Below are 22,226 nucleotides of genomic sequence, written 5' to 3' on the forward strand. Positions count from 1 at the left end.
CCACCCTGTTCTCTTCAGTCTGCGGAAAGAGGGCGGATCCGGCCCGCTGTCCGCTGTTGCGGCAGGTGGGAGAGCGGGCTTTTTCCGTCCTTCTTTATTAAAGGTCCTTGCAGTAAGTGACACTAGGGGCTGTGCCGGGAGATGGTCAAGACCAATGGCGGCGCTCGACGTGGTTGCCGCACAGTTTCATGGTGCGTTCACGACAGCTCCGCAAGCGGACGCGTCGGATGACACCCCCCGCCGGGCCTCTCGGTAGGCTGCTCGGGTGATCGTGGTGACGAGTGTGAACGTGAACGGAATCCGGGCTGCGGCCAAGAAGGGCTTCATCGAGTGGCTGGCCGCCACCGAGGCGGACGTGATCTGCCTGCAGGAGGTGCGCTCCGAGCCCGGGCAGCTGCCGGTCGAGCTGCGCGACCTGGACGGATGGCACGCGGCCTGGGCCCCGGCCGCCACCAAGGGCCGGGCGGGCGTCGCGGTGCTCTCCCGCCGGGAGCCGAGCCGCACGGTGGTCGGCTTCGGCTCCGAGGAATTCGACAATTCGGGCAGATATCTCGAAATCGACCTCCCCGGCCTGACCGTGGCCAGCCTCTACCTCCCCTCCGGCGAAGTGGGTACCGAACGCCAGGAGGAGAAGGAACGCTTCATGGCGGAATTCCTCACCCACCTCGGCGCCCTCCGCACCCGGGCCGCCGCGGACGGCCGGGAGGTCGTGGTCTGCGGCGACTGGAACATCGCCCACCGCCCCGAGGACCTCAAGAACTGGAAGGCCAACCAGAAGTCCGCCGGATTCCTCCCCGAGGAGCGCGCCTGGCTCTCCCGCGTCTTCGACGAGGCCGGCTACGTGGACGTCGTCCGCCGCCTCCACCCCGACGGCACCGGCCCGTACACCTGGTGGTCCTACCGCGGCCGTGCCTTCGACAACGACACCGGCTGGAGGATCGACCTCCAGGTCGCCACCCCCGGCCTGGTCGCCAAGGCCACCGACGCCCGCGTCGAACGCGCCGACACCCACGCCGAACGCTGGTCCGACCACGCCCCGGTCACCGTGGCCTACGACCTCGAGTCCTGACCACCCGTTGACGGCCGCGACAGCGGTGTTCACCCACGGTGCACGCACAGCGACCCGGGAACCGGAGCACGGCATGAGCGGCCGTTCACTGATTGCTCCCCAGCGGAGCCGATAGCCCTCAGCGCCGACAGGGAGTTGGTGGCCGAGGTCGTCCACCGCAGACCGGCCGACGCCCTCAGGCCCCCGGCCGAGGATGACGGTGAAGGCCGTGCCGTCCCGGCCGAAGACGTCGTACGCGACGGCCCCGGGAGCCCGGCGTGGCGGGCGGTGCCGCCCGGGGCGGCCTCGGTGAGAGCCGGCGCCCGCACGGCTAGCGCCCTCGCCTGCGGGGCATGGAGCCCGACGGAAGGCAGGCTGTCCGTTCGGACCGCCGCATCGCGGAGCGCGGGCGCGGCGGCAGGTTCCCGGTGCAGGGCCGCGGGCGGCCGGGCGGTCAGCCCCAGATCATGTTGTCCGCCGGGGTGGCGGTGGGCTGCGGGGTGGCGGTAGCAGTGACAGCGATCGGCGTGGCACCGTCGGTGTCGGAGGCCAGTGCCGGCGAGCAAGCCACGGCGGCGGCGGCGAGGGCGAGGGCGGAGACCGCGGCGGCCTTGGCGAGGGCGGTACGAAGCATGACGGTGTCCTTCGGAAGAAAAGGGGCGGCGGCGACGTGGGTCCGGCTCGCGTCCCGCGGTGACGCTTCGTCCGGCCCGCCGCCCGGAAGCGGTGCTCCCTGGCGACAGTCACTAGCTTCGCCGCAGCTCAGGGCAGGTGGAAGGGCATTCAGGTGGACGGAATCGTCCCTGGACCGTTCCGGCCAGCGGGGCCGGGATCGGCCGGCAGCCGCTCGTGGAAGGCGGCGACCAGGGGCACCTGCCCACACTGCACCCGCCAGCCGGTGAGCCCCGGCGACACCGCCACCGCCCGCCGGCAGAACGCCTGGGCACGCTGCTCGGCGTCCTCCAGACGGTCGGCGAGCACGAACACCCCCAGCACGGGGTGCGGCACGGCACCGGCGTGGACGCTGACGTGCTCGATCCCCTCCTCGGCGGCTGCCAGCAGCAGCTCACGGGCGTCGTCGGGCAGCTCGGCGGGGCCCGCGGGGGCCTGCAGGGAGACATGAACCAGGTACATGGAACGAGGGTGCCGAATCGGGCAATTCCCATACAGGGGAGAAACCTGGACGGTTCGGGCCCAGGCCGGAACCGTCCAGCCTTCCCCCTGACCCGTCCATTCCAGGAGCACGCTGTGACATGATTCGCTGAACGCGTGTACGAAGAATCCCTGGGGGGACACGTGCTGACCGCACTGGGTTTGGACACCGCCGCCGAGGCCGTCTACCGCGTGATGCTCGCCCACCCCGACGACGGCGTCACCGCCATCGCGCACCGCCTCGGCCAGGACGAACACCACGTCAGGACCGCCCTCGACCGGCTCAGCGAACTCGCCCTGCTGCGCCCCTCCGCCGAACGCCACGGCCGACTGCGCGCCGTGTCCCCCGACATCGGCATGGAAATCCTGATGGCCCGCCAGCAGGCCGAACTCGCCGCCCAGCAGATGCGCGTCGAAGCCTCCCGCGCCGCCGCCGCCGAACTCATCGCCGAGTACGCGCAACTGCGCCCCGCCGCCGGCAACCCCGGGGTCGAGCAACTGGTGGGGCTCGACCAGATCCGCGACCGCCTCGCCGCCCTGACCCGTGAGGTGCGCGAGGAGGTGATGACCTTCGCCCCGGACGGGGGCCAGCAGCCGGAGAACATCGAGGCTGCCAAGCCCCTGGACGCGGCTCTGCTGGACCGTGGGATCCGGATGCGCACCGTCTACCTGGACAGCGTGCGCAACAGCCCGCACACGGTGGAGTACGTGAACTGGCTCGCCGAACGCGGCGGCCGGGTACGCACCGCGCCCTCGCTGCCGACCCGGATGATCCTGGTCGACCGCGCCACCGCCGTCATCCCCGTGCGTGGTGACGACACCGCCGCCGGCGCCGTGGTCCTGACCGGCCACGGCACCCTCGTCGCCCTGTGTGCGCTGTTCGAGAACGTCTGGGCCGGCGCCCAGCCGCTCGGCGAACAGGCCAGCCGCGACGAGCACGGGCTCAACGCCCAGGAAGCGGCCTGCGTCCGCCTCCTCGCCGAAGGACACACCGACGACGCCATCGCCAAGCGTCTGGGCGTCTCCCCCCGCACCGCACGCCGCGTCGCCACCGACCTCATGGAACGCCTCGGCGCCCGCAGCCGTTTCGAAGCCGGCGTCCGCGCCGTCCAGAACGGCTGGCTCCCCACCCGCCGCACCTGACCGATCACCCGCCACCGCCCGCCCCTCACCCGACGCACAACCCCGGGTGGCTGGACCTTCCCCGCACTCCTCCCTCGCGGGCCGAAGCGGCGCGTCCCCGACGCGGGAACCCGCCGGGACCGGGGCCCGGCGGGTTCGCGCAGTTTCGGCGGGTGCCTCATCGGGATCTACCAGTCGGTGCCGATGGTGCTGCGGTTGCCGAAGGTGTTCTGGCCGGTGCCCGGGTAGAGGTACATGTCACCGGTGGACCCCTGAGGCGCCTGGACGGCGGCGACGTCCGACCTGCCGTCGGCGTTGAAGTCACCGCCGACCAGGTCACGCATGATGTTCCAGCCCGTGCCGGCGCTGACCGGGGCCGCGAACCAACCGGTTCCGGTACCCGGGAAGACGTACAGCCTCCCGTCAGCCTTGCCGACCGCCGCGATGTCCGCCCTCCCGTCGGCGTTGAAGTCACCGCCGACGAAGTGGTCCAGACTGTTCCAGCCCGTGCCCGCCGACCAGGACGCGCCGAACGCGCCGCTGCCGGTGCCCGGGTAGACGTACAGCTTCCCGTCGCCCTTGCCGACGGCGGCGATGTCCGCCTTCCCGTCACCGTTGAAATCACCCGGCGTCATATTGGCCAGCGAGTCCCAGTTGGTACCGATCAGGCTCCGCTCACCGAAGGTACCGACACCGGTGCCCGGGTACAGGAACATCTTCCCCGTCGCCGCGTCCACCGCGGCCAGGTCCGTCCGCCCGTCACCGTTAAAGTCGGCCGGCGCGAAGCCCGTCATCCCCACCGGAGTGGCCGGCGGAGGGGTGCTGTTGTCCTCGACGACCTTGTTGTACCGCAGGGCCACGTAGCTGCTCGCCGGGTAGCTCGATATGTTTCCGCTGTAGACGTTCCCACTCCCATAGGTCATGTCGGTCCGCGAGTTCGACTGGTGGAGGTAGGTGAAGTCCCCGGTCGCCTGGTTGTTCCACCGCACGAAGAGCACGACATGGTCGCTGATGTTGTCCAGCGCGTCGCCGGGGCGCAGGTCGCTCTTGTTGATGCGCGCGGTCAGCGACCGGCTGTCGAGGGTCTGGGTGGTCGCCGAGCCGAGGCCGGTGGCCGACAGGTGCCAGGCCATCGCGATGAACCCCGAGCAGTCGGTGCGGTACGAGTGGCCGTCGCCGTCCCCGTACGTCGCACCCTGGTTGTACTGGACGTCCTGGGCGTCCCAGTACTGGGCGCGCGACAGGACCTCGGACCGGTTGACGGGGCCTCCGAGGGAGGAGCCGGCCTGGGCGGGCGGTGCGCTCAGGCCGGCGGCGGCCATGGCGGCGAGCAACGGGGCGAGCACTGACGGGCGGCGGAAGACGCTGGTCCTGGGCATGACTGACTACCTCGATCTACTGAAGGGTGGGTGTCGGAGACTGGTGCGGGGAGCCGGCTACCAGCCGGTGCCGATGGTGCTGCGCGTGCCGAAGGTGTTCTGGCCGGTGCCCGGGTAGAGGTACATGGTCCCGGCGGCGCCTCGGGGGGCCTGGACGGCGGCGATGTCGGTCCTTCCGTCGGCGTTGAAGTCGCCGCCGACCAGGTCGCGGATGATGTTCCAACCGGTACCGGCGCTGACCGGGGCGGCGAACCAACCGGTTCCGGTGCCCGGGAAGACGTACAGGCTCCCGTCACCGATGCCGACCGCCGCGATGTCCGCCTTCCCGTCGGCGTTGAAGTCACCGCCGGTGAAACGGTCCAGGTTGTTCCAGCCGTTGCCGGCGTTGATCGGAGCCGCGAAGTACCCGGTCCCGGTACCCGGATACACGTACAGGTTCCCGTCACCCGTGCCGACCGCCGCGATGTCCGCCCTCCCGTCGGCGTTGAAGTCACCGGCGGAGAAGTTGTCCAGACTGTTCCAGCCGGTGCCGGCCGACCACGGGGTACCGAACGCGCCGGTGCCGGTGCCCGGGTAGACGTACAGCTTCCCGTCCCCCGCGCCGACCGCAGCCAGGTCGGCCTTCCCGTCACCGTTGAAGTCACCCGGCGTCACATTGCCGACGGTGTCCCACCCGGTGCCGATCAGGCTCGGCTGAGCGAAGGTGCCGACCCCGGTGCCCGGGTACAGGAGCATCTTGCCCGTGGCCGCCTCCACCGCGGCCAGGTCCGCCTTCCCGTCACCGTTGAAGTCGGCCGACGCAAAGCCCGTCATCCCCACCGGAGTTGCGGGGGCCTGGCCGATGGCGTTGACGATCCGCTGCGCGTCGGCCACCTGGTACTGGTAGCGGTCGGGATAGGCCGAGCGCTGGACGCCCTGGCAGACCTCGCCGATCGGCTTGGTCATCCAGGAGTTGTTCGGATACGTCGAGAGCAGCGCATTGATGAACTTGCGGGTCGTCGTCGCCGGATCGAGCCTCTGCGCGGTGCTGCCCCACGACGCCCGCTGCTGGAACAGACCGACGCTGTCGTGGTCCTCCATGTTCGGGTTGTTCCGCAGGGTGGATTCCACGATCGCCGTGGTGATCGCGATGACCTCGGCCTGCTGCGGCACTCCGATGGCCCGCACGGTGTTGACGATGGCCCGGGCACAGGACATCCGGTACGCGGTCATCGCGTTCCGCAGGGTGCCGGTGAGCTGTTGGTTCAGCTGGGCGGCGGCGGCGGTATCGGCGGAGGAGATCGTGCCGCAGGACACGTCGGGCAGGGCCGCGTACGCGGGGCTTGTCGCGGCGACGGTCCCGCCGGCCAGGACCGCGCTCACCGCGAGGAGTTGCAGGGCCTTGCGCAGAGTCTTCTTCATGGGAAACGCTTCCTTCGTTCGCAAGCTTCGTTCGCTCGGTCGGATGTACCTTCGCCGGGGAGTTGGGCCACGACAGGTTTCGAAGGTGCTGAGGGAATCGCCGTCGACCGTGCGCCGGGCAGGGCAAGGGCAGGCCCGGCCGGACACGCGTGCGGTGCGGAGTGGGAGCAGAGTGTGGGAACGTCCCGGTTCGGTGGCGTCCGGGTGGAGCCCGAAGTGGGCGGCTACTGCCGACCCGTGGCGTCGATGCTCACCTGGGGCGGAAGCGGGGCGGTGACCGCGACGGCCTTCGTGCTGCGAGAGCGGATCACGGCGGGGCTCCTTCGGGGGCACACGCACAACACGGGTGTGGTTCGGATCCGGCGTGTCCCGCAGTGACGCTGTCCCGGCTCCTCTCGGCTGCTCGTCGCTGCCGTCGACTAAGAGCCTGCCCGCCGTCCGGTGGCCGGACCAGGGGCCGGCGCTGGCCCGAACCGGCCTTGGCCGAGTCCGTCCACCGAGGTCGGCCGCGGACGCCGCCCGACGCCTCACGCCAGGCGCATCCGGCTACCGGGCGACCTCCGACCGATCGTCAGTGCTGCTCACCGCGAGGCAGATGTGGACGACGGCGCCGTACCCGTCGATCCGCCCCTCGCCGGCGAGGGCGCCGGGCAGTCGGGCGGCCCGGGATCGCCCGGGTCGGGCAGGGGGTGTGGCCCCGGGGGTGCACTTTCGGGGATGGGAGCGGCGGGTGCCGGCGGTGTAGGGAGAAGAGGCAAGGCAGCGGTAGGCGACCGGGAGGGCCAGTGCGCGCGAGGGCGGACGATCGCAGGGGGAACGGCGGCGAGCGGGCCGGCGGAGGTGACCGCAAGGCCCGGGAGACGCGGGTGGGCGGGCCCGTGGCGGAGGCGATGTCCCCGGAGCAGGCTCGTGAGCTGCAGCGGAGCATCGGCAACGCGGTCGTGGCCCGGATCGCGCGGGGCGGGCGGGGAGAACACGATTCGGACCCTGTCCAGCGGTCCGGTGTGCACGACGTGCTGCGGGGGGCCGGGCGGCCGCTCCAAGGGCCGGTGCGCGAGGAGATGGAGGGGCGACTCGGGGCGGACTTCTCCGATGTGCGGCTGCACACCGGCGCGGCCGCCCAGCGGTCCGCCGCCGAGATCGGTGCGCGGGCCTACACGTCCGGCAGAGACGTCGTCATCGGGCACGGGGGCGGCGACCGGCACACCCTCGCGCACGAACTGACCCATGTGATCCAGCAGCGGAAGGGGGCCGTCGCCGGTACCGACCGGGGGGACGGGCTGCGGGTCAGCGATCCCGGTGACTCCTTCGAACGCGACGCCGAGGCCAACGCGCGACGCGTGATGGCGCGCCCGGCCGGCCGTCCGGAGGCGGTCCGGCGGGCGGAGCCGGGCGGCGCCGCCGCAGGGGACGGCGGGCCCGCCGTGCAACGGAAGCTGGGGTTCGAGACGGAGATCGACATGCCCGTCGAGACGTCCGGCGGCGCGGCGTACGAGGGTGACACCGACCTGGCCCAGAGCACCGCGGGGGACTTCAAGCTGGTCTCCGACAAGCGGTCGTTGCGCAACGGGGCCGACTACTCGAACGTGGAGTTCGTGACCGGAGCCGTCCCGGTGGTCGGCACGGGGAGCGAGTCCGGGCCGGCGGCCCTCGATCGGTTGGTCGACGAGATCAGGACGGTGCGCGAGGCGTTCTACCGGGAGACCGAGAAGACCCCCTTGGCGGACCTGGGCCTGGAGCTGGAGATCCTGCCCGCAGGGCAGGACGCCCGGATCGCCCCGGATCTCGACTTCCCGAACTACGCCGGCGCCCAGGGCATGGGCGACGGGCTGTTCGTCCACTACTCGGTCGGTGTGCCACTGGCCGGGATGCCGATGTTCTTCGACCACCTCCGGGGTGCCGCTCCCCACGTCCAGGGGGCGCCGCTCCCCCGCGCCCGGTTCCGGCTCTCGCAGGCGAGGACGTTCGCCGGCCAGGTCGTGGCCCGGTACGAACAGGGCCAGGCGTCGGCGCGCAAGCGCAAGCGGCTGGAGACGGACGCCCTGGACGGCTACAGCCAGCTGTTCTTCACCCAGGTCGCGGCCATGGCCGACTACCTCGCGCAGGATCAGGACCAAGGCCAGATCAAGAACCTGACGGTCGTGCTGTCCCGGTCCCGGCTCACGGACGTCCGCGCCCTCCTCGACCCCGGGTTCCAGGACTTCCTGCGGGACGACAGCGAGGTGATCGTCGACCTGCTCGCACAGTTCCAGGAGGATCCCGGCGACGGCAGCGCGAACCTGGAGTTCCGCGACGAAGCCACCCGGGAGATCGACGGCCTCCCGGTGACCCTCCTCCAATTCGCCGAGTCGACGCTGAAGGGCGTCCCCCAGGTGCCCCAGCAGAGCGTGTTCGGCGGGATGAACCAGATCGACCCGCACGAGGAGGAGGGCGCCATGATGGTCCCCTTCGAGATCCGGACCATGGGCTCCCTGATGAAGACCTGGGACGAGCTCAAGACCGAGCTGCGCGACCTGGCGGGCTGGGCGGAGGAGGCGTACCGGCACGACCGGACGCTGGCCGGCGACACGGCCCGCAGGCGCACCGGTTCCTGACGCGCACCGGTTCGTGACACGTACCGGCATCCGGCGAGGGCCGGCCCGTGACACGGGCCGGCCCTCGGTACTCTCCGACAAGCCGGGGACGGCCGCTGCCCCCACCGGCGCCCGAACGGTCGGACGGGCGCCGGGAGGGATCGGATTCAGCCGTATTTGAGTGACCGTCAGATTCACGTTCGAACGCCGGGCCGGAGCTTCCCAGGGCCGCCGAAATGAGAATGTACAGTCACGAGCAGGGTGCCTTCCCAGCCTCCGAACCGTCGGTTTTCGGCCGGAACGACTGAGGCTCACCTTTTCTCACGGGACAACCTGACAGACCATGCGTGTGGCATCTGTTCACCTGAGGTCGCTCAACACGCCGCTCACGTTGAGGACCTCGTGGCACTCCTGGGCCTGCACGCCGGTGGCCGGAGTGCCCGGCTTCGCGCAGGTCACCTGGACCGTCACGGTCTGGTTCTCAGTGATCCTGATGGGGGTGACCCAGTGGTAGTCCTGGTTACGGAACGTCTCCAGCGCGATCGTCGTGATCTTGCGGTCGCCGAAACCGATCGTCACGACGCCCTCGTCGCCCTGGAAGTTGGCGACGACGATGTCCGTAATCCCGAACGTCTTTCCCGCGGGCACGACGTAGGTGCCGACCTTGGTCTCCCCGCCGGCCGTCGTCAGGTCGATGGTGGCCGAACCCTGCTGCCCGCCGCCCGGTCCGGTCCCGGTGTCGCCGCCCGTTCCCGTTCCCGTTCCGGTACCGGTACCGCCCGCGCCCGCGCCGGGCAGGGCGCTCCCGGCCCCGGAGCCCGGCTGCCCGGGGCTCGCCACCGGGGTCCGGCCGCCGGCCGGCGCCTCGGTGGGGGTCGACTGCTGCTGGACCGCCTGGTCGGCGGCCTCCCTCGCGGTGCTGCGCACAGCGGGACGCACCAGCAGGAACCAGGCCAGCAGCAGCGCGAGGAGCGCCGCCAGGGCCGCCAGCAGCCAGGTCGGGAAGATCGGTATCTGGACGAACTCGGCCTCCGGCCGCGGTCGCTCCCGGTCGTCCTCGCCGGCGTCGTCGGCCCGGGCCCCGGCCTTTGCCCCGGCCTTCGCCTCGGTCTCCGCCACGGTCTCCGCCACGGTGACGGTGAACGGCCAGGTGGCCGGCTTCCCGAACCACACGGGCTTCCCGGCGCGGACCCGCAGCGCCACCTCCACCGACTCACCCGGCTCCAGCTTCGGAGCCGCGGGGCGGACCTCGAACTTCAGGTCCTCGCCGGGCTGGGCCGGGGTGAATCCCACCTGGACGGGGCGGTTGCCCTCGTTGTGGACGGCGAGGCGGTAGCGTCCGCGCAGCCAGCCGCGGCGGCGCTTGGGAGCGCTCTCGGCCCGAAGCTGCCGGAATCCCTCGACCCGCACGGTGGTCTCGGGGACCTTGACCGCCTCGGGGTGCTCGGTGGGCAGGACCCGCACGGCCAGGGGCACCTCGCCCGCCCGCACCCGCGGCGAACGCGGGGGCGCCAGGCGGATGGTCACCGTTTCCGAGGTGCCGGGGTAGAGGGAGACGCGGTCGGGCTCGACCGTCGTCCAGGCAGCGCAGTCACCGACGACTTCCAGGCGGTACGCCTCGACGATGTCGCCGTCGTTGCGAACGGTCAGGCTGGTGGTCGCGGTACCGCCCGGTGTCACCGTCACCGACGGGATGTCGAGGCCGGGCGCGCCGGGGCTGGGAGTGGCTGCTGGGGTCGTCACGCCGCGACGCTACGCCGCCGCCCCGCCCACCTCCACGGACGCGGGGGCAAGGCCCCGGGCAGCCGCGATGCCCCCGCGAACTCCGCCCAACTCCTGTGTCCAGGAGCTTTGTTGCCTCTGGACCCCGCAGTACTCCCCTCATACGCATCATGGAACAGGTACGCCTCATGCTCCACACCGACCTCATCGGCACCGTCCACCCGTCCGGCACCGGCACCACGCGGCCGACCGTCCCGCCCCAGGGCCGCGCCCCGGCCCACAGCCCGGCCCACGCCCGGGCCGCGCACGACGCCGCGGCCGGCGAGCCCGGCGGACGGGTCACCGTGGCCGTGTACGCCTCGGACCCGGTCCTGTACGTCGGGATCGTCCAACAGCTGCGCCAGCGGCCCGAGGTAGAACTGGTCGACGACGCCGACGCGCACGAGGCGCGGGTCTCGCTCGTCGCCGTGGACAGCGTGGACGACGAGACGGCCGCCCTGCTGTACCGGCTCCGCCACAACTCCGCCACCCGCACCGGACTCGTGGTCGGCACCTTCGAATCGGGTGACGCCTTACAGCGCGCCATCGAGTGCGGAGTCACCGCGGTGCTGCGGCGCGCGGAGGCCGACCAGGACCGGTTGCTGCGGCTGGTCCTGGCGATGGCGAACGGTGAGGGCGTCCTACCCGGCGACCTGCTCGCGAAGCTCCTCGACCACGTCGGCAGCCTGCAGCGGTCGGCCCTCGACCCGCACGCCGCGTCCCTGTCCACGCTGACCCCGCGCGAGGCGGACATGCTGCGCCTGGTGTCGGAGGGCCTGGACACCGCGGAGATCGCGCGCAACACCTCGTACTCCGAACGGACCGTCAAGAACGTCCTGCACGAGGTCATCACCCGGCTCCAGTTGCGCAACCGCTCCCACGCCGTCGGCTACGCGCTGCGCAACGGGCTGATCTGACCGGACCGGCACCGGCTGCCCGAAAGCGCAGCCGGTGCTTCCCCCGAGCGCGGCCCCGGGGCCCTGCCGGTCCGCGGCCGCGGACCGGCAGGGTGGCACCGTCGGACATGGATGCTGGACCGGACTGTGAGGTGGACCGTGATGGGCACGGGTGGCTCCGGCCGTCGGCGAGACCGCTGGGGCAGGGCCGGTGCGGCGCTGCTGCTGGTGCCTCTGCTCGCGGTGACGACGGCCGCCGGCCCGGGCGGCGCCGGGGACCGGCCCCGCGCGGACGGCACCGGGGCCCGGGCCGCGGCGGCCGATGCCGGGGAGAGCCGGATCGCATACGCCGGTACCCGCCACCGGAGCCTCGGCCGGGTGGCGACGGACACGACGAGCCCCCCGCTGTTCGGCGAGGGCCCGGCGCACTTCGACGTCCAGCCCGCCGCCCTGGGCGACCGGCTGGTCTTCGCGAGCCGCCGCGACGAGCAGGCCCCGCAGGTCTACCTGCGCTCCGCCGACGGCTCGGTGCACCGCCTGACCAGCGGTCTGGACGCGGCGAACCCGCGGCTGACGCCGGACGGCCGGTCGGTCGTCTTCGACGCGGCCCGGCCCGCCGGGGCCGGTGGCACCCAGCGCGACCTGTGGCTCGTGCGCACCGACGGCAGCGGCCTCACCCGGCTGACCGACACCCCCGCGAACGAGGAGCACCCCACGGTCTCGGCCGACGGCGCGCGGCTGGCGTACTCCTCCGACGCCGATCGGGCCGCCGGCCGGCAGGTCTACGTCCGGCCGCTTCGGGGCGGGCCCGCCACCCGGGTCTCCGACCCCGCCGACGGCGCGGGCACCGAGCCGGTGTGGAACCCGCTGGACGGGCCGGCGACCCGGGACCGGATCGCCTACACCGCCACCGGACCGGACGGGCCCCGGCTGCGGTGGACCGACGGGCGCACCGGCGGGCCGCTGCTGGCGGGCCCGCGGGCCCAGTGGCGCACGCACGGGGCAGCCTGGCTGCCCGACGGGAACGACCTGCTCTTCCTCAGCCCGGACCGGACCTGTAGCTGTGAGGGCGACTGGGACCACGTCTTCCGGGTGGGAGCGCTCTCGGAGGACGAACCGAAGGTGGTGCTCAGCGAGGACCGCGAGGTCGGACCGGCCACCTGGCTCGGCCCGCTCCAGGGCGGTGGCGCGGTGGTCGAACGCGTCTCGGCGGACGGCCCGCACGTGGTGACCCTGCAGGACGTCCGGCCGGACGGCTCCGACCCCCGTGACCTCAACCGGACCGTCCTCAAGGAGGACCCGGCGGCCGACACCGAGACGGATCCGGCGAAGGACCCGCTGTTCCGGCCCGCCGCCGGGTACGACCCGTGGACCGAGCGGCAGAACTACACGCCCGACGGCCGCCGGATCGTGGTGACCCGCTTCGAGGACGCGCCGGCCGGACCGAACCTGCCGGCCGGGCGGATCGAACGGATCTGGATCGCGGACGCCGACGGCTCCGGCCCGACGGCGCTCCCGCTGGCGGGCCGCGGCCCCAGGGACTGGGACACCGATCCGACGTTCTCCCCGGACGGCCGGTACCTGGCCTTCACCCGGACCTCACCCGGCGGGGTCGGCGGCGCCTCCGGTCCCGGACGGATCCTGATCGCGGACGCCGCCACCGGCGCGGTCCGGGGCGTGATCGTCCCGCCCGAGGGGCAGCTCCAGGGCGGCGACGCCCAGCCCACCTGGTCCTCCGACGGTTCGACCCTGGCGTTCACCCGCAACCAGGTGATCAACGGTGGCGGGGGCAACAAGCACGTGTGGACCGTGCCCGTGGACCGTCCGGACCGCCTGGACCGGCAGCGCGACCTGAGCGCCGCCCACTGCCCCGGCGCCTGCGAGGTCATCGACGACAGCCCGGCATTCTCACCGGACGGCGCCACCATCGCCTTCAACCGCAAGAACGGCGCCGGCCGGGTCGACGAGCGCAACGGGATCCTGCTGGTCGCCGCGGCGGGCGGCGCCTGCCGGGTACTGCTGCCCGACGCGGCCCGCGACCGGCCGGGGGCCTGCGGCCGGGAGCTGCCCGACACCACCTCCACCGGGCCCTTCCAGCCCCGCGACGCCGCCTGGAGCTCCGACGGCAGGACGCTGGTGATCAGCTCCCGGGCCGCCCTCGCCGCCAACAGCCCGGAGAAGCTCTCCCTGGTGGACGCGGTCTCCGGGGCCCGCACCCCGCTCACCGCCGGGCTGCCGGGACGCCAGAAGGAACCGGGCGTCCAGCAGTCCGTGGACCTCGCCGTCCAGGCACCCGGCACGGCCGCGCCGCTCACCGCGGGCGACTCCGGGACCGTCCGGGTGGACGTCGTCAACCACGGCCCGGCCGCCTCGCCCGGGACGAGGCTGACCGTCGCGCCCCCGGCCGGGGTGATCGTCACGGGCCTCGCCGCGCCCGGCGCCGTCTGTGACGCGGCGGCGCTGGTCTGCGCCCTGGGCGTGGTGCGCCCGGGCGACACCGTGCCGGTCACGGTCACCGTCACCGGGGTCGAGCCCGGCGACCGGCCCCTGGACTGGTCGGTCACCGGTGCCGTCCTCGACCCCCGTCCCAGCGACAACACCGGCCGGACCGTGGTGCCGGTGCGCCCGGCGCCGGCCCCGCCGACGCCCGGTCCGACCCCGACCCCGACAGCGGCCCCGACAGCGGCCCCGACGCCGACGGCGGATCCGCCGCCGAACCCGGTGCCGCCGCCCCCGGTACTTCCGCCGCCTCCGACACCCGCCCCCGCTCCGCCGGCCCCGCCGCCGGTCCGCACGCCCCCGCCACTGCCGCCCGAGCCGCCGGCCGGCCCCGGGCTGAGCCTCACGGCGCAGCCGAACCCCGGCTACGTGGGTGGTCGCGTGGTCCTCACGTACACCGTTCGCAACGGCCGCGAAGGGCTGGCCACCGGTCTGCGGCTCCGCGTGGGCCTGCCCGGGGGCGTGCCCCACGACGGACCGCCGCCGGGCTGCGACCGGGCCTGGGTGTGCGCGCTGCCCGACCTCGCCCCGGGCGCCCGGACCGTCGTCCAGGTCGTCCTCAGCCCCGATCAGGCCCTCACCGGCCTGGTGACCGGCTCCCTGACCACCACCGGCACGGACGCCGACCCCGGGGACAACGAAGCCCGTCAGCAGCTGCGGATCCTCCAGCCGCGCATCGTCGCGGTCCCGCCGATCGGCAAGCCCGGTTTCGTCACCTCGGTACGCGGTGAGGACTTCCCGCCCGGCGCGCCGGTCCGGTTCACCTGGCAGCCGGGCATCACGGCCGCGGCGGCCCCGACCGTCCCCGGCCCGGACGGCCGGTTCATCGGCCAGTTGCTGATCCTCGCCAAGGATCGGACCGGCCCCCGGGTCATCACCGCGAACGGCCCCGGCTTCTCCCCGGTGCGGACCGACTTCCTGGTGGTCGGCGGCACGGTCCAGCCGCCCAACGAGATGATCCGCCGATGATCCACGAGGTCGACGAGGCGTTGCGCCGGCTGCTCGCGGAGTCCGGCCTGGACGCGTCGGGCGTCGACGTGGTGTTCGACGCGCCGACCCGCGACTGGGCGGCCCGCCGCAGCGCCCCGACGGTGTGCGTGTTCCTGTACGACGTCCGCGAGGACCACACCCGGCGCGCCAGCGGCGCGGGTGAGGTGTACGACGCGGACGGCTTCCTCGCCGCGCGCCGCGCCCCGGCCCGCTGGTTCGAGCTGACGTACCTCGTCACCGCGTGGGCGAGCCGGCCGCAGGACGAACACCGGCTGCTCTCCCAGGTGCTGACGTGTCTGGTGTCCACCGACGCACTGCCACCGCGCCTGCTCACCGGCTCGCTCGCCGAACTCGGCCTCATCGTGGGCCTGGACGGCGGCGGCACCGGGCTGGACGCGCCCGCCGCCTCCGACGTGTGGTCGGCGCTGGGCGGCGAGCTCAAGCCGTCGCTGGGGCTGCGGGTGAGGGCGCCGCTGGCCGGGGCCACCACTGCCGTCGCCCCACCGGTCACCGAGGGGCTCGTGGTCCGCGCCGCGGCCCGGACCGCACCGGAGGAGCCGGGGGCCGCGCGGCGCCTGCGCTACACGGAGGTGGCCGAGCCCGGTCCGGAGGGCTTCGGCGGCTCCCGGGAGCGGGGGCCGGCCCCCGCCCGCCGCCGACGCGGGGAGCGGCAGCCGTGACGCGGACCCTGGAACCCGCGGCCGCGACGCCGACCCCGGTACCGTACCTGTGGGCGCGGCTGCGGGTCGTCGAGGAGCGGGTGCGCGAGGCCGTCGCGATCCGGCGCGCGCTCGATCCCGATCCGGACGATCCCTACCGCGGCCAGTTCCTCACCCCCGAGGCGGTCGCCCGCGTCCTGGACGAGGGGCACCGGCCCGCTCCGCCCGCCCTGCCCGGTCCGGACGCGCCGCCGCCCGGCTCGCCGCTGGCCGTGCTCGCCGCCCGCTTCGCCCTGGCGCCCCTGGACCTGGACCTGCTGCTGGTGGCCCTGGCCCCGGACCTCGACACCCGCTTCGAGCGGCTCTACGGCTTCCTCAACGACGACCTGACGCGCCGCCGGCCCACCGTCGGACTCGCCCTCGAACTGTGCGGGCACCGCGGGGTGGCGGCGGCCCGGTTCCGGCTGGCTCCCTCCGCGCCGCTCGTCGCGGGCGGTCTGCTGGAGGTCACCGAACCCGAACGGCCGCCCCTGTCCCGGGTGCTGACCGTCCCGGACCGCGTCACCTCGCACCTGCTGGGCGACACCGCGCCCGACCCGCTGCTGACCGGTGTGCTCGGCCGTCCGGCCGGTGATCCGGCCGCCGACCCGGCCGAGCTGCGCCGGGCCGCCGCCGCGGCCGGGACCGGCACCGGCCATGTCCATCTGCGCAGCCGGGGCGGCGATCCCGAGGGGCTGGCCGTCGCCGCGCTGCAGGCGGGCGGGCTGCCGCCGCTGGCCCTGGACCCGGCGGCGCTGTCCCATGACCCCCGGGGCGTGCCGGCCGTCGCCCGGGCCGTCGCACGCGAGGCCCGGCTGCTGGGCACGGGCGTCCTGCTGGGGCCGCTGGAGGAGCTCCCCGACCGGCCCGACGAGCGGGCCAGGGTCCTGCGCACGCTGTGCGACGCCCTGCGCGGCCTCCCCTTCCTCACCCACGGGACCGGCGGCTGGGAACCCGCCTGGGCGGCCGACACCCCCGTCACCCTGACGGTGGCGGCCCCCGCCCCCGACCGGCAGGTCGCACGCTGGCGGCACGCACTGGAGCGGGCCGGCGAGCAGCACGGCGCGGGGGGCGACGAGGGCGTCGGCGAGGACGGGGCCGAGGCGCTCGCCCGGTCCGTCGCCGCGCACCGCCTGGACGCCGGGCAGCTGCGGAGGGCCGCCGGCACCGCGGTGCGCACGGCCGCGCTCGACGGGCGCCCGGTCTCCCCCGACGACCTGCGCACCGCCGTCCGGGCCCAGAACGGCGCGGGGCTCGCCCGCCTCGCCCGCCGGGTCGAACCGGCGGTGGGCTGGGACGACCTGGTGCTCCCCGCCCCCACCCACCGCAGCCTGCGGGAGCTCGCGGTGCGCGCCCGTCACCGCGAACAGGTGCTCGGGCAGTGGGGCATGCGGCCCGGCGGCGGGCGGGGGCGCGGGGTGATCGCGCTGTTCGCGGGTTCGTCCGGTACCGGCAAGACGATGTCGGCCGAGGTGGTGGCGGCCGACCTGGGCATGGACCTGTACGTGGTGGACCTCTCCACGGTGGTCGACAAGTACGTCGGTGAGACCGAGAAGAACCTGGAGCGGATCTTCACCGAGGCCTCCGCCGTCAACGCGGTGCTGCTGTTCGACGAGGCGGACGCGATCTTCGGCAAGCGTTCGGAGGTCAAGGACGCCCATGACCGGCACGCCAACATGGAGTCGGCGTACCTGCTCCAGCGGATGGAGTCCTTCGACGGCATCGCCGTCCTGACCACCAACCTGCGCGCCAACCTGGACGAGGCCTTCACCCGCCGCCTGGACGTGATCGCAGACTTCCCGGTGCCCGACGCCGACCAGCGCCTCGCCCTGTGGGACCGCTGCCTGGGCGACCGGGTGCCCCGGAGCGACGACCTCGACCTCCACTTCTGCGCGGACCGGTTCGACCTGGCCGGAGGCTCCATCCGGGCCTGCGCGGTGACCGCCGCGTACCTCGCCGCCGAGTCGGGTGGACCGCTGACGATGGCCCAGACGGTGGCGGCGGTCGCGCAGGAGTACCGCAAGCTCGGCCGGCTGGTGCTGGAGGGCGAGTTCGGACCGTACGTGGCCCAGGTCGCGCGGGTCTGAACCGGGGCGGCCGGCGGACCGTCGCGGCGGGCCGGGGCGGGCCGGGGAGGGCAGCGCCCTTGCCCCCGGGCAGGTCCCCCGGTCCCTCCCGCCGGCCGCGGCCCGCCGGAAAGGCTGGGGGCGGGGCGCGACGGCGCGCGACCGGGTCCGTCGACGGCGTTCAGCCGTTCGCCGTCCGCCGTCCGTAGAACCTGGCCGGAGATCCACCGAAGACCGTCCACCGAAGACTGTCCACCGAAGACCGGTGACACGAAGGAGCGAGCATGCCGACGTACCTCACCCCGGGGGTCTACGTGGAGGAGGTGCAGTCCGGTGCCCGCCCGATCGAAGGGGTCGGCACCGCCGTCGCCGCGTTCGTCGGGTTCGCCCGGACCGGCCCGTTCCACGAGCCGACGCTCGTCACCAGCTGGGACCAGTACTCCCAGCGCTTCGGCGGGTTCACCGAGGGTGCCTACCTGCCCCACGCGGTCTACGGGTACTTCGCCAACGGCGGCGGCGCCGCGTACGTCGTCCGGGTCGGCGGCTCCGACCGGGACAGCTCCGCGCCCGCCGCCGCGGGCCCCGAGCAGCCCGCGGCGGAGCCCGTCGCGCTCGGCGGGTTCCTGGTCGCGGCCCGGCCGGGCGTCACCGGCCTCTCGGTGGAGATCGCCGACGCGGACGGCGAGAACCCGCCCGAGGACCGGTTCAGGCTGCTGGTCCACCGCGACGGGGCGGTGACCGAGACCTTCGAGGTGTCGGCCCGCCGGAACGTCAAGGGCTACCTCGTCACCCAGGCCCGCGGCTCGGCGCTGATCGAGGTCACCGAGCAGCGCGGCACCGCCCAGGGCCGGCCCGCGAACCAGACCGCGGCCCTGCCCGACGCCCCCACAGCCGCACCCGCCCCGGCCGCCGGCCAGGGCGCGGCGGCCCGGCTCGACCCGGCCGAGTACGTCGGCGACGCGGCGGCCCGCACCGGGCTCGGCGGCCTGGAGACCATCGACGAGATCACCATGGTCGCGGTGCCCGACCTGATGGGCTCCCACCAGCGCGGTGACATCGATGCCGAGGACGTGCGCACCGTCCAGCTCGCCGTGATCTCGCACTGCGAGCAGATGGGCGACCGGGTCGCCGTCCTGGACGCCCCGCCCGGTCTCTCCGCACAGCAGGTGCGGACCTGGCGCAACGACGAGGCGGGCTACGACTCCCGCTACGCCACCCTCTACTACCCGTGGATCCGGGTCTTCGACCCGGCCGCCGGGCGCAACGCCACCGTCCCGCCGAGCGGCCACATCGCCGGCGTGTGGGCGCGCAGCGACGCCGAGCGCGGGGTGCACAAGGCCCCCGCCAACGAGGTGATCCGCGGCGCGGTCGACCTGGAACTGCGTCTGAGTAAGGGCGAGCAGGACCTGCTCAACCCGATCGGGGTGAACTGCGTCCGGGCCTTCCCCGGCCGGGGCATCCGGATCTGGGGCGCCCGCACCCTCTCCTCCGATCCGGCCTGGCGCTACCTGAACGTGCGCCGCCTCTTCAACTACCTGGAGGAGTCCATCCTCCTGGGCACCCAGTGGGTGGTCTTCGAGCCGAACGACGACCGGCTCTGGTCGAGCATCCGGCGCAACGCCACCGCGTTCCTCACCGAGGAGTGGCGGCGCGGCGCGCTGTTCGGGCGGACGGCCGCGGAGGCGTTCTACGTCAAGTGCGACCGGGACAACAACCCGCAGGAATCGATCGACCAGGGCCGCGTGATCTGCGAGATCGGCGTGGCACCGGTCAAGCCGGCCGAGTTCGTGGTGTTCCGGCTGGCGCAGTTCTCCGACAGCACCAGCCTCATCGACGAGTGACCCGCAGGTCCGGCGCTCCCGGGACCGCCGGGACGAGCAGCAAGGAAAGGTGACAGACAGTCATGGCAGAGGGCGATGCTCTTTCCACCCATATCTTCGGCGTTCAGCTCGGTGGCTACCTGGTCGAGTCGATCCAGGAGATCAGCGGCCTGACCGTCGAGGAGGAGGTCGTCGAGGTCCGGCAGGTCAGCAAGGACGGCAAGCAGATCATCCGCAAGCAGCCCGGCGCCCGTCAGGCCGGCGAGGTCACGATCACCCGGGGACTCGACAAGAGCAGCGAGTTCACCACGTGGATCAAGGAGACCCTGAACAACGGGGCCGTCGACACCGCTCGGCAGAACCTCACCATCGAGATCAAGGACTCCACGGGCGAGACCGTCCGGCGCATCCAGCTGATGAACGGCTGGGCCTCCAAATGGGAGGGCCCCTCCCTCAAAGCCGGCGAGTCCGCCGCGGCCACGGAGTCCGTGACCATCGTGTTCGAGGAGATCATCGTCGAATGAGGCGACGTACGGTGACGGCGGGCAGCCTGGAGGAGATCCTCCAGGCCACGGCGCCCGCCCCGGCCCCGGCACCGCCGGCGGCACCCTCCGCCGGCGCTCCGGCGCGGCGCGAGGAGCACGCGCTGCGCACCGAGTTCGAGTTCGAACTGCCGCGCGGGTACGTGGACGAGGCGGGCACCCTGCACCGCCACGGCTCGATGCGCCTGGCCACCGCCCGCGACGAGCTGCGGCCCCAGATCGACCTGCGGGTCAAGGAGAACCCGGCGTACCTGAGCGTGGTACTGCTCAGCCAGGTCATCACCCGGCTCGGCACCGTCACCGACGTGCACGCCGGGGTCGTGGAGCGGATGTACGCGACCGACGTCGCGTTCCTCCAGGACTTCTACCGGCGCGTCAACAGCGAGGGCCACACCCGCGCGGCGGTCACCTGCCCGCACTGCGACGGCGGCTTCGAGGTCGACCTCTCCGGTGGGCGCCTGGGGGAATCGTGACGTACGCGCTCCCCCGGCTCAGGGAGGAGATCGCGTACATCGCCTACCACTTCCACTGGCAACGCGACGAGATCCTCGACCTGACCCATGCCGAACGCCGGCAGTGGGTCACCGAGATCGCTCAGATCAACTCCCGAATGAACGAAGGAGGTTGAGCAAATGGCGTGGCGGGACAGGGTACGCCGGCGCGGCGCCGTGCCGGGCGGCGCGCCCTCGGACGGCGTGCGCACGGCTGCGGCGGGCGCGGCGGGTGCGGTCCGGGAGACTGCCGCCGGCCGGGGCCCAGGCGTGCCCGCGGACTGGGACGGCGGCTGGCGCCGCACCGCGCCACCCCTCCTGACCGTGTCCCGGGCGCCGATGAGCGTCAGTGACGGACTCGCCTTCCGGGACGGGCTGGCCGCCTGGCGCGATCCGTCCTTCGACACCGGCCTCGCCCACGCCCTGCTGCCGACCGCCCCGACCGGCCTCGTCCGCGGCATCGCCCGCCCCGCCGTCGCGCACCCCACCCACAGCGGAGGCGGCCCGCTGCTGCTCAGGGCGCTGCGCCCGTCCGACGCGGACGCCGCGCCGGGGGCGGGGACGGGGACGGGGACGGGGGCACCACAGCCGGAGGCACCTCCCGCACCGCGTGCGCGGGCCACCGAGCGGGCGCAGCCAGGTGGGTCGGGTGCACGCGGGTCGGGTGCGCATGCTTCGGCGAAGGGCGCTCCGGTGTCCGCACAGGCCGCGCCCGCGGTCAGCGCCGGCACCGGCCGCTCGCGGGCCGACGAGCGCCCGGGTCGGTCCCGCGGCGGGCGGGAGACCCCCTCGTCGGCCGGTGCGGCGGCCGGTGCACCCGGCACCCGTGGCCGCCCGCCCGCGCAGTCCGCGGCGGTGCTCGGTCCGGATGCGCTCCGCGCGGGCGCCGCTCCCGTCGTCCAGCGAGCCGAAGCGACCGCCGCAGCCCCAGGGGCCGGCCGTACGCCGGCGCCCGCACGACTCCCGCTGGTCCGCCGCATCGCGGTGGTTCCCGGCGTCTCCGGCGGGGGCACCCCGGGGGCCGCCCCCGCCGACCGGCCCGCGCAACGGACCGCCACCGGAGCCGGATCCCTCCCCGCCGCCGGCGGCCGCCGTCCCGGCCCCCCTGGCGGAGAGGCTCCGGCGGACCGCGCCGAAGCGCCGCACGCCGTGGTGCGGACGCGCCCTGTCGGCCGGTCGCTGACCGTCGCCCGGGTGCCCGCCATCCCCAGGCGCCGGGTGCCCGCCGTGCTCCCCGCCGTCCCCCCGGCACACACCGGCGGGCCTTCCCCCGACGCACCCGTACAGCGGGCGGCCGACCACGCGCCCCCTCTCGGCACCCCGCCGACCGAAGTCCCGGCGCCCGCCGTACCCTCGGACGTGGCCGGTCCCGCCCCCGCCCCCGCCCCCACTCCGGCACCGGCACCGGCCATGCCTGTCGTCCAGCGGCAGGCGGGGACCGTCCCCGACCGGCCCGGCGCACCCGCGCGGGGCGCGGACGCGGCTCCCGTGCAACGCGCCGCCGACCGTCCTGCCCCGGGCGCTTCCGCGTCCGAACTCCCGCCTCCCAGCCGACCCTTGGCGACGGAAGCCGCCATCACCGCACCAGTCGCGCCCATGCTCCAGCACCGGGCGGAAACCGGCTCCGACGCACCCGTGCAACGCGCAGCCGATCACCCCACCCTCGGCACACCGACACCCGAACCCTCCACTCCCGCAACACCCTCGGGACCAGATCCCGCCACCCCCGCACCAACCATGCCGATCGTCCAGCACCGGGCGGAAACCGGCTCCGACGCACCCGTGCAA

The 22,226-nt window shown here is 73.9% G+C and carries 16 protein-coding genes and 1 pseudogene; 12 read left to right on the top strand and 5 right to left on the bottom strand.

Translation table 11 applies throughout. The features are described from left to right. Positions 1–274: 274 nt before the first annotated feature. Complete coding sequence (locus PUR61_RS37585; protein WP_380357144.1) at positions 275–1,069, top strand: exodeoxyribonuclease III; 795 nt, start codon at positions 275–277, stop codon at positions 1,067–1,069. A 433-nt stretch (positions 1,070–1,502) separates the two neighbouring features. On the opposite strand, the gene PUR61_RS37590 is transcribed toward PUR61_RS37585, so the two are convergent. After that, positions 1,503–1,682 (bottom strand): hypothetical protein, encoded by a 180-nt coding sequence (locus PUR61_RS37590; protein WP_329884121.1) that lies wholly within the window; start codon positions 1,680–1,682, stop codon positions 1,503–1,505. Positions 1,683–1,831: 149 nt separating this feature from the next. Then, entirely contained in the window at positions 1,832–2,182 is a 351-nt protein-coding gene (locus tag PUR61_RS37595) for a hypothetical protein (RefSeq protein ID WP_329884123.1), read from the bottom strand. A 162-nt stretch (positions 2,183–2,344) separates the two neighbouring features. Here PUR61_RS37595 and PUR61_RS37600 point away from each other — a divergent pair, with 162 nt between their 5' ends. Beyond that, positions 2,345–3,343, top strand: coding sequence for a helix-turn-helix domain-containing protein (locus tag PUR61_RS37600; protein ID WP_329884153.1), 999 nt, complete (start codon positions 2,345–2,347; stop codon positions 3,341–3,343). A 167-nt stretch (positions 3,344–3,510) separates the two neighbouring features. On the opposite strand, the gene PUR61_RS37605 is transcribed toward PUR61_RS37600, so the two are convergent. Further along, positions 3,511–4,701, bottom strand: a complete 1,191-nt coding sequence (locus tag PUR61_RS37605; RefSeq protein ID WP_329884125.1) for an FG-GAP repeat domain-containing protein — start codon at positions 4,699–4,701, stop codon at positions 3,511–3,513. A 57-nt stretch (positions 4,702–4,758) separates the two neighbouring features. Beyond that, complete coding sequence (locus tag PUR61_RS37610; protein WP_329884127.1) at positions 4,759–6,102, bottom strand: FG-GAP repeat domain-containing protein; 1,344 nt, start codon at positions 6,100–6,102, stop codon at positions 4,759–4,761. Positions 6,103–6,968: 866 nt separating this feature from the next. Between PUR61_RS37610 and PUR61_RS37615 the strand changes: the two genes are divergently transcribed. Beyond that, positions 6,969–8,696: an eCIS core domain-containing protein gene (locus tag PUR61_RS37615; protein ID WP_443035308.1), complete on the top strand. Its 1,728-nt coding sequence runs from the start codon at positions 6,969–6,971 to the stop codon at positions 8,694–8,696. 339 nt (positions 8,697–9,035) lie between these two features. Here the strand turns inward: PUR61_RS37615 and PUR61_RS37620 are convergent, their stop codons facing one another. Continuing rightward, positions 9,036–10,418 carry a COG1470 family protein gene (locus PUR61_RS37620; protein WP_329884129.1) on the bottom strand — a complete coding sequence of 461 codons (1,383 nt, stop codon included), beginning with the start codon at positions 10,416–10,418 and terminating at the stop codon, positions 9,036–9,038. Positions 10,419–10,567: 149 nt separating this feature from the next. On the opposite strand from PUR61_RS37620, the gene PUR61_RS37625 reads away from it, so the two are divergent. The 9 genes and pseudogenes from PUR61_RS37625 to PUR61_RS37665 all read left to right on the top strand — a co-directional run. After that, a complete protein-coding gene (locus PUR61_RS37625; protein WP_329884130.1) occupies positions 10,568–11,353 on the top strand; it encodes a helix-turn-helix transcriptional regulator in 786 nt (261 codons plus the stop codon). Between the two features lie 141 nt (positions 11,354–11,494). Beyond that, a complete protein-coding gene (locus PUR61_RS37630) occupies positions 11,495–14,800 on the top strand; it encodes a hypothetical protein (RefSeq protein ID WP_329884132.1) in 3,306 nt (1,101 codons plus the stop codon). Beyond that, positions 14,797–15,501, top strand: a complete 705-nt coding sequence (locus PUR61_RS37635) for a DUF4255 domain-containing protein (protein WP_329884134.1) — start codon at positions 14,797–14,799, stop codon at positions 15,499–15,501. The genes PUR61_RS37630 and PUR61_RS37635 overlap by 4 nt, the downstream gene beginning before the upstream one ends. Then, complete coding sequence (locus PUR61_RS37640) at positions 15,498–17,606, top strand: ATP-binding protein (protein ID WP_329884136.1); 2,109 nt, start codon at positions 15,498–15,500, stop codon at positions 17,604–17,606. The genes PUR61_RS37635 and PUR61_RS37640 overlap by 4 nt, the downstream gene beginning before the upstream one ends. A gap of 263 nt (positions 17,607–17,869) precedes the next feature. Continuing rightward, on the top strand, positions 17,870–19,426 hold the full coding sequence (locus tag PUR61_RS37645) for a phage tail sheath family protein (RefSeq protein ID WP_329884138.1): 1,557 nt from the start codon (positions 17,870–17,872) through the stop codon (positions 19,424–19,426). Between the two features lie 62 nt (positions 19,427–19,488). Then, positions 19,489–19,929 (top strand): phage tail protein, encoded by a 441-nt coding sequence (locus PUR61_RS37650; protein WP_329884140.1) that lies wholly within the window; start codon positions 19,489–19,491, stop codon positions 19,927–19,929. Continuing rightward, positions 19,926–20,420 (top strand): hypothetical protein, encoded by a 495-nt coding sequence (locus PUR61_RS37655; RefSeq protein WP_329884142.1) that lies wholly within the window; start codon positions 19,926–19,928, stop codon positions 20,418–20,420. Before PUR61_RS37650 ends, PUR61_RS37655 begins: the two co-directional genes overlap by 4 nt. Further along, entirely contained in the window at positions 20,417–20,575 is a 159-nt protein-coding gene (locus tag PUR61_RS37660) for a DUF6760 family protein (RefSeq protein ID WP_167349762.1), read from the top strand. The genes PUR61_RS37655 and PUR61_RS37660 overlap by 4 nt, the downstream gene beginning before the upstream one ends. Positions 20,576–20,579: 4 nt before the next feature. Beyond that, positions 20,580–22,226 (top strand): annotated as a pseudogene (locus PUR61_RS37665) (hypothetical protein); the annotation flags it as partial.

This window comes from Streptomyces sp. BE20 (assembly GCF_036322525.1).
GTDB lineage: Bacteria > Actinomycetota > Actinomycetes > Streptomycetales > Streptomycetaceae > Kitasatospora.

Coding starts and splice junctions, on each gene's coding strand:
- PUR61_RS37590 (WP_329884121.1), bottom strand. CDS start 1,682: ATGCTTCGTACCGCCCTCGCCAAGGCCGCCGCGGTCTCCGCCCTCGCC.
- PUR61_RS37625 (WP_329884130.1), top strand. CDS start 10,568: ATGGAACAGGTACGCCTCATGCTCCACACCGACCTCATCGGCACCGTC.
- PUR61_RS37630 (WP_329884132.1), top strand. CDS start 11,495: ATGGGCACGGGTGGCTCCGGCCGTCGGCGAGACCGCTGGGGCAGGGCC.
- PUR61_RS37650 (WP_329884140.1), top strand. CDS start 19,489: ATGGCAGAGGGCGATGCTCTTTCCACCCATATCTTCGGCGTTCAGCTC.
- PUR61_RS37595 (WP_329884123.1), bottom strand. CDS start 2,182: ATGTACCTGGTTCATGTCTCCCTGCAGGCCCCCGCGGGCCCCGCCGAG.
- PUR61_RS37645 (WP_329884138.1), top strand. CDS start 17,870: ATGCCGACGTACCTCACCCCGGGGGTCTACGTGGAGGAGGTGCAGTCC.
- PUR61_RS37605 (WP_329884125.1), bottom strand. CDS start 4,701: ATGCCCAGGACCAGCGTCTTCCGCCGCCCGTCAGTGCTCGCCCCGTTG.
- PUR61_RS37655 (WP_329884142.1), top strand. CDS start 19,926: ATGAGGCGACGTACGGTGACGGCGGGCAGCCTGGAGGAGATCCTCCAG.
- PUR61_RS37610 (WP_329884127.1), bottom strand. CDS start 6,102: ATGAAGAAGACTCTGCGCAAGGCCCTGCAACTCCTCGCGGTGAGCGCG.
- PUR61_RS37635 (WP_329884134.1), top strand. CDS start 14,797: ATGATCCACGAGGTCGACGAGGCGTTGCGCCGGCTGCTCGCGGAGTCC.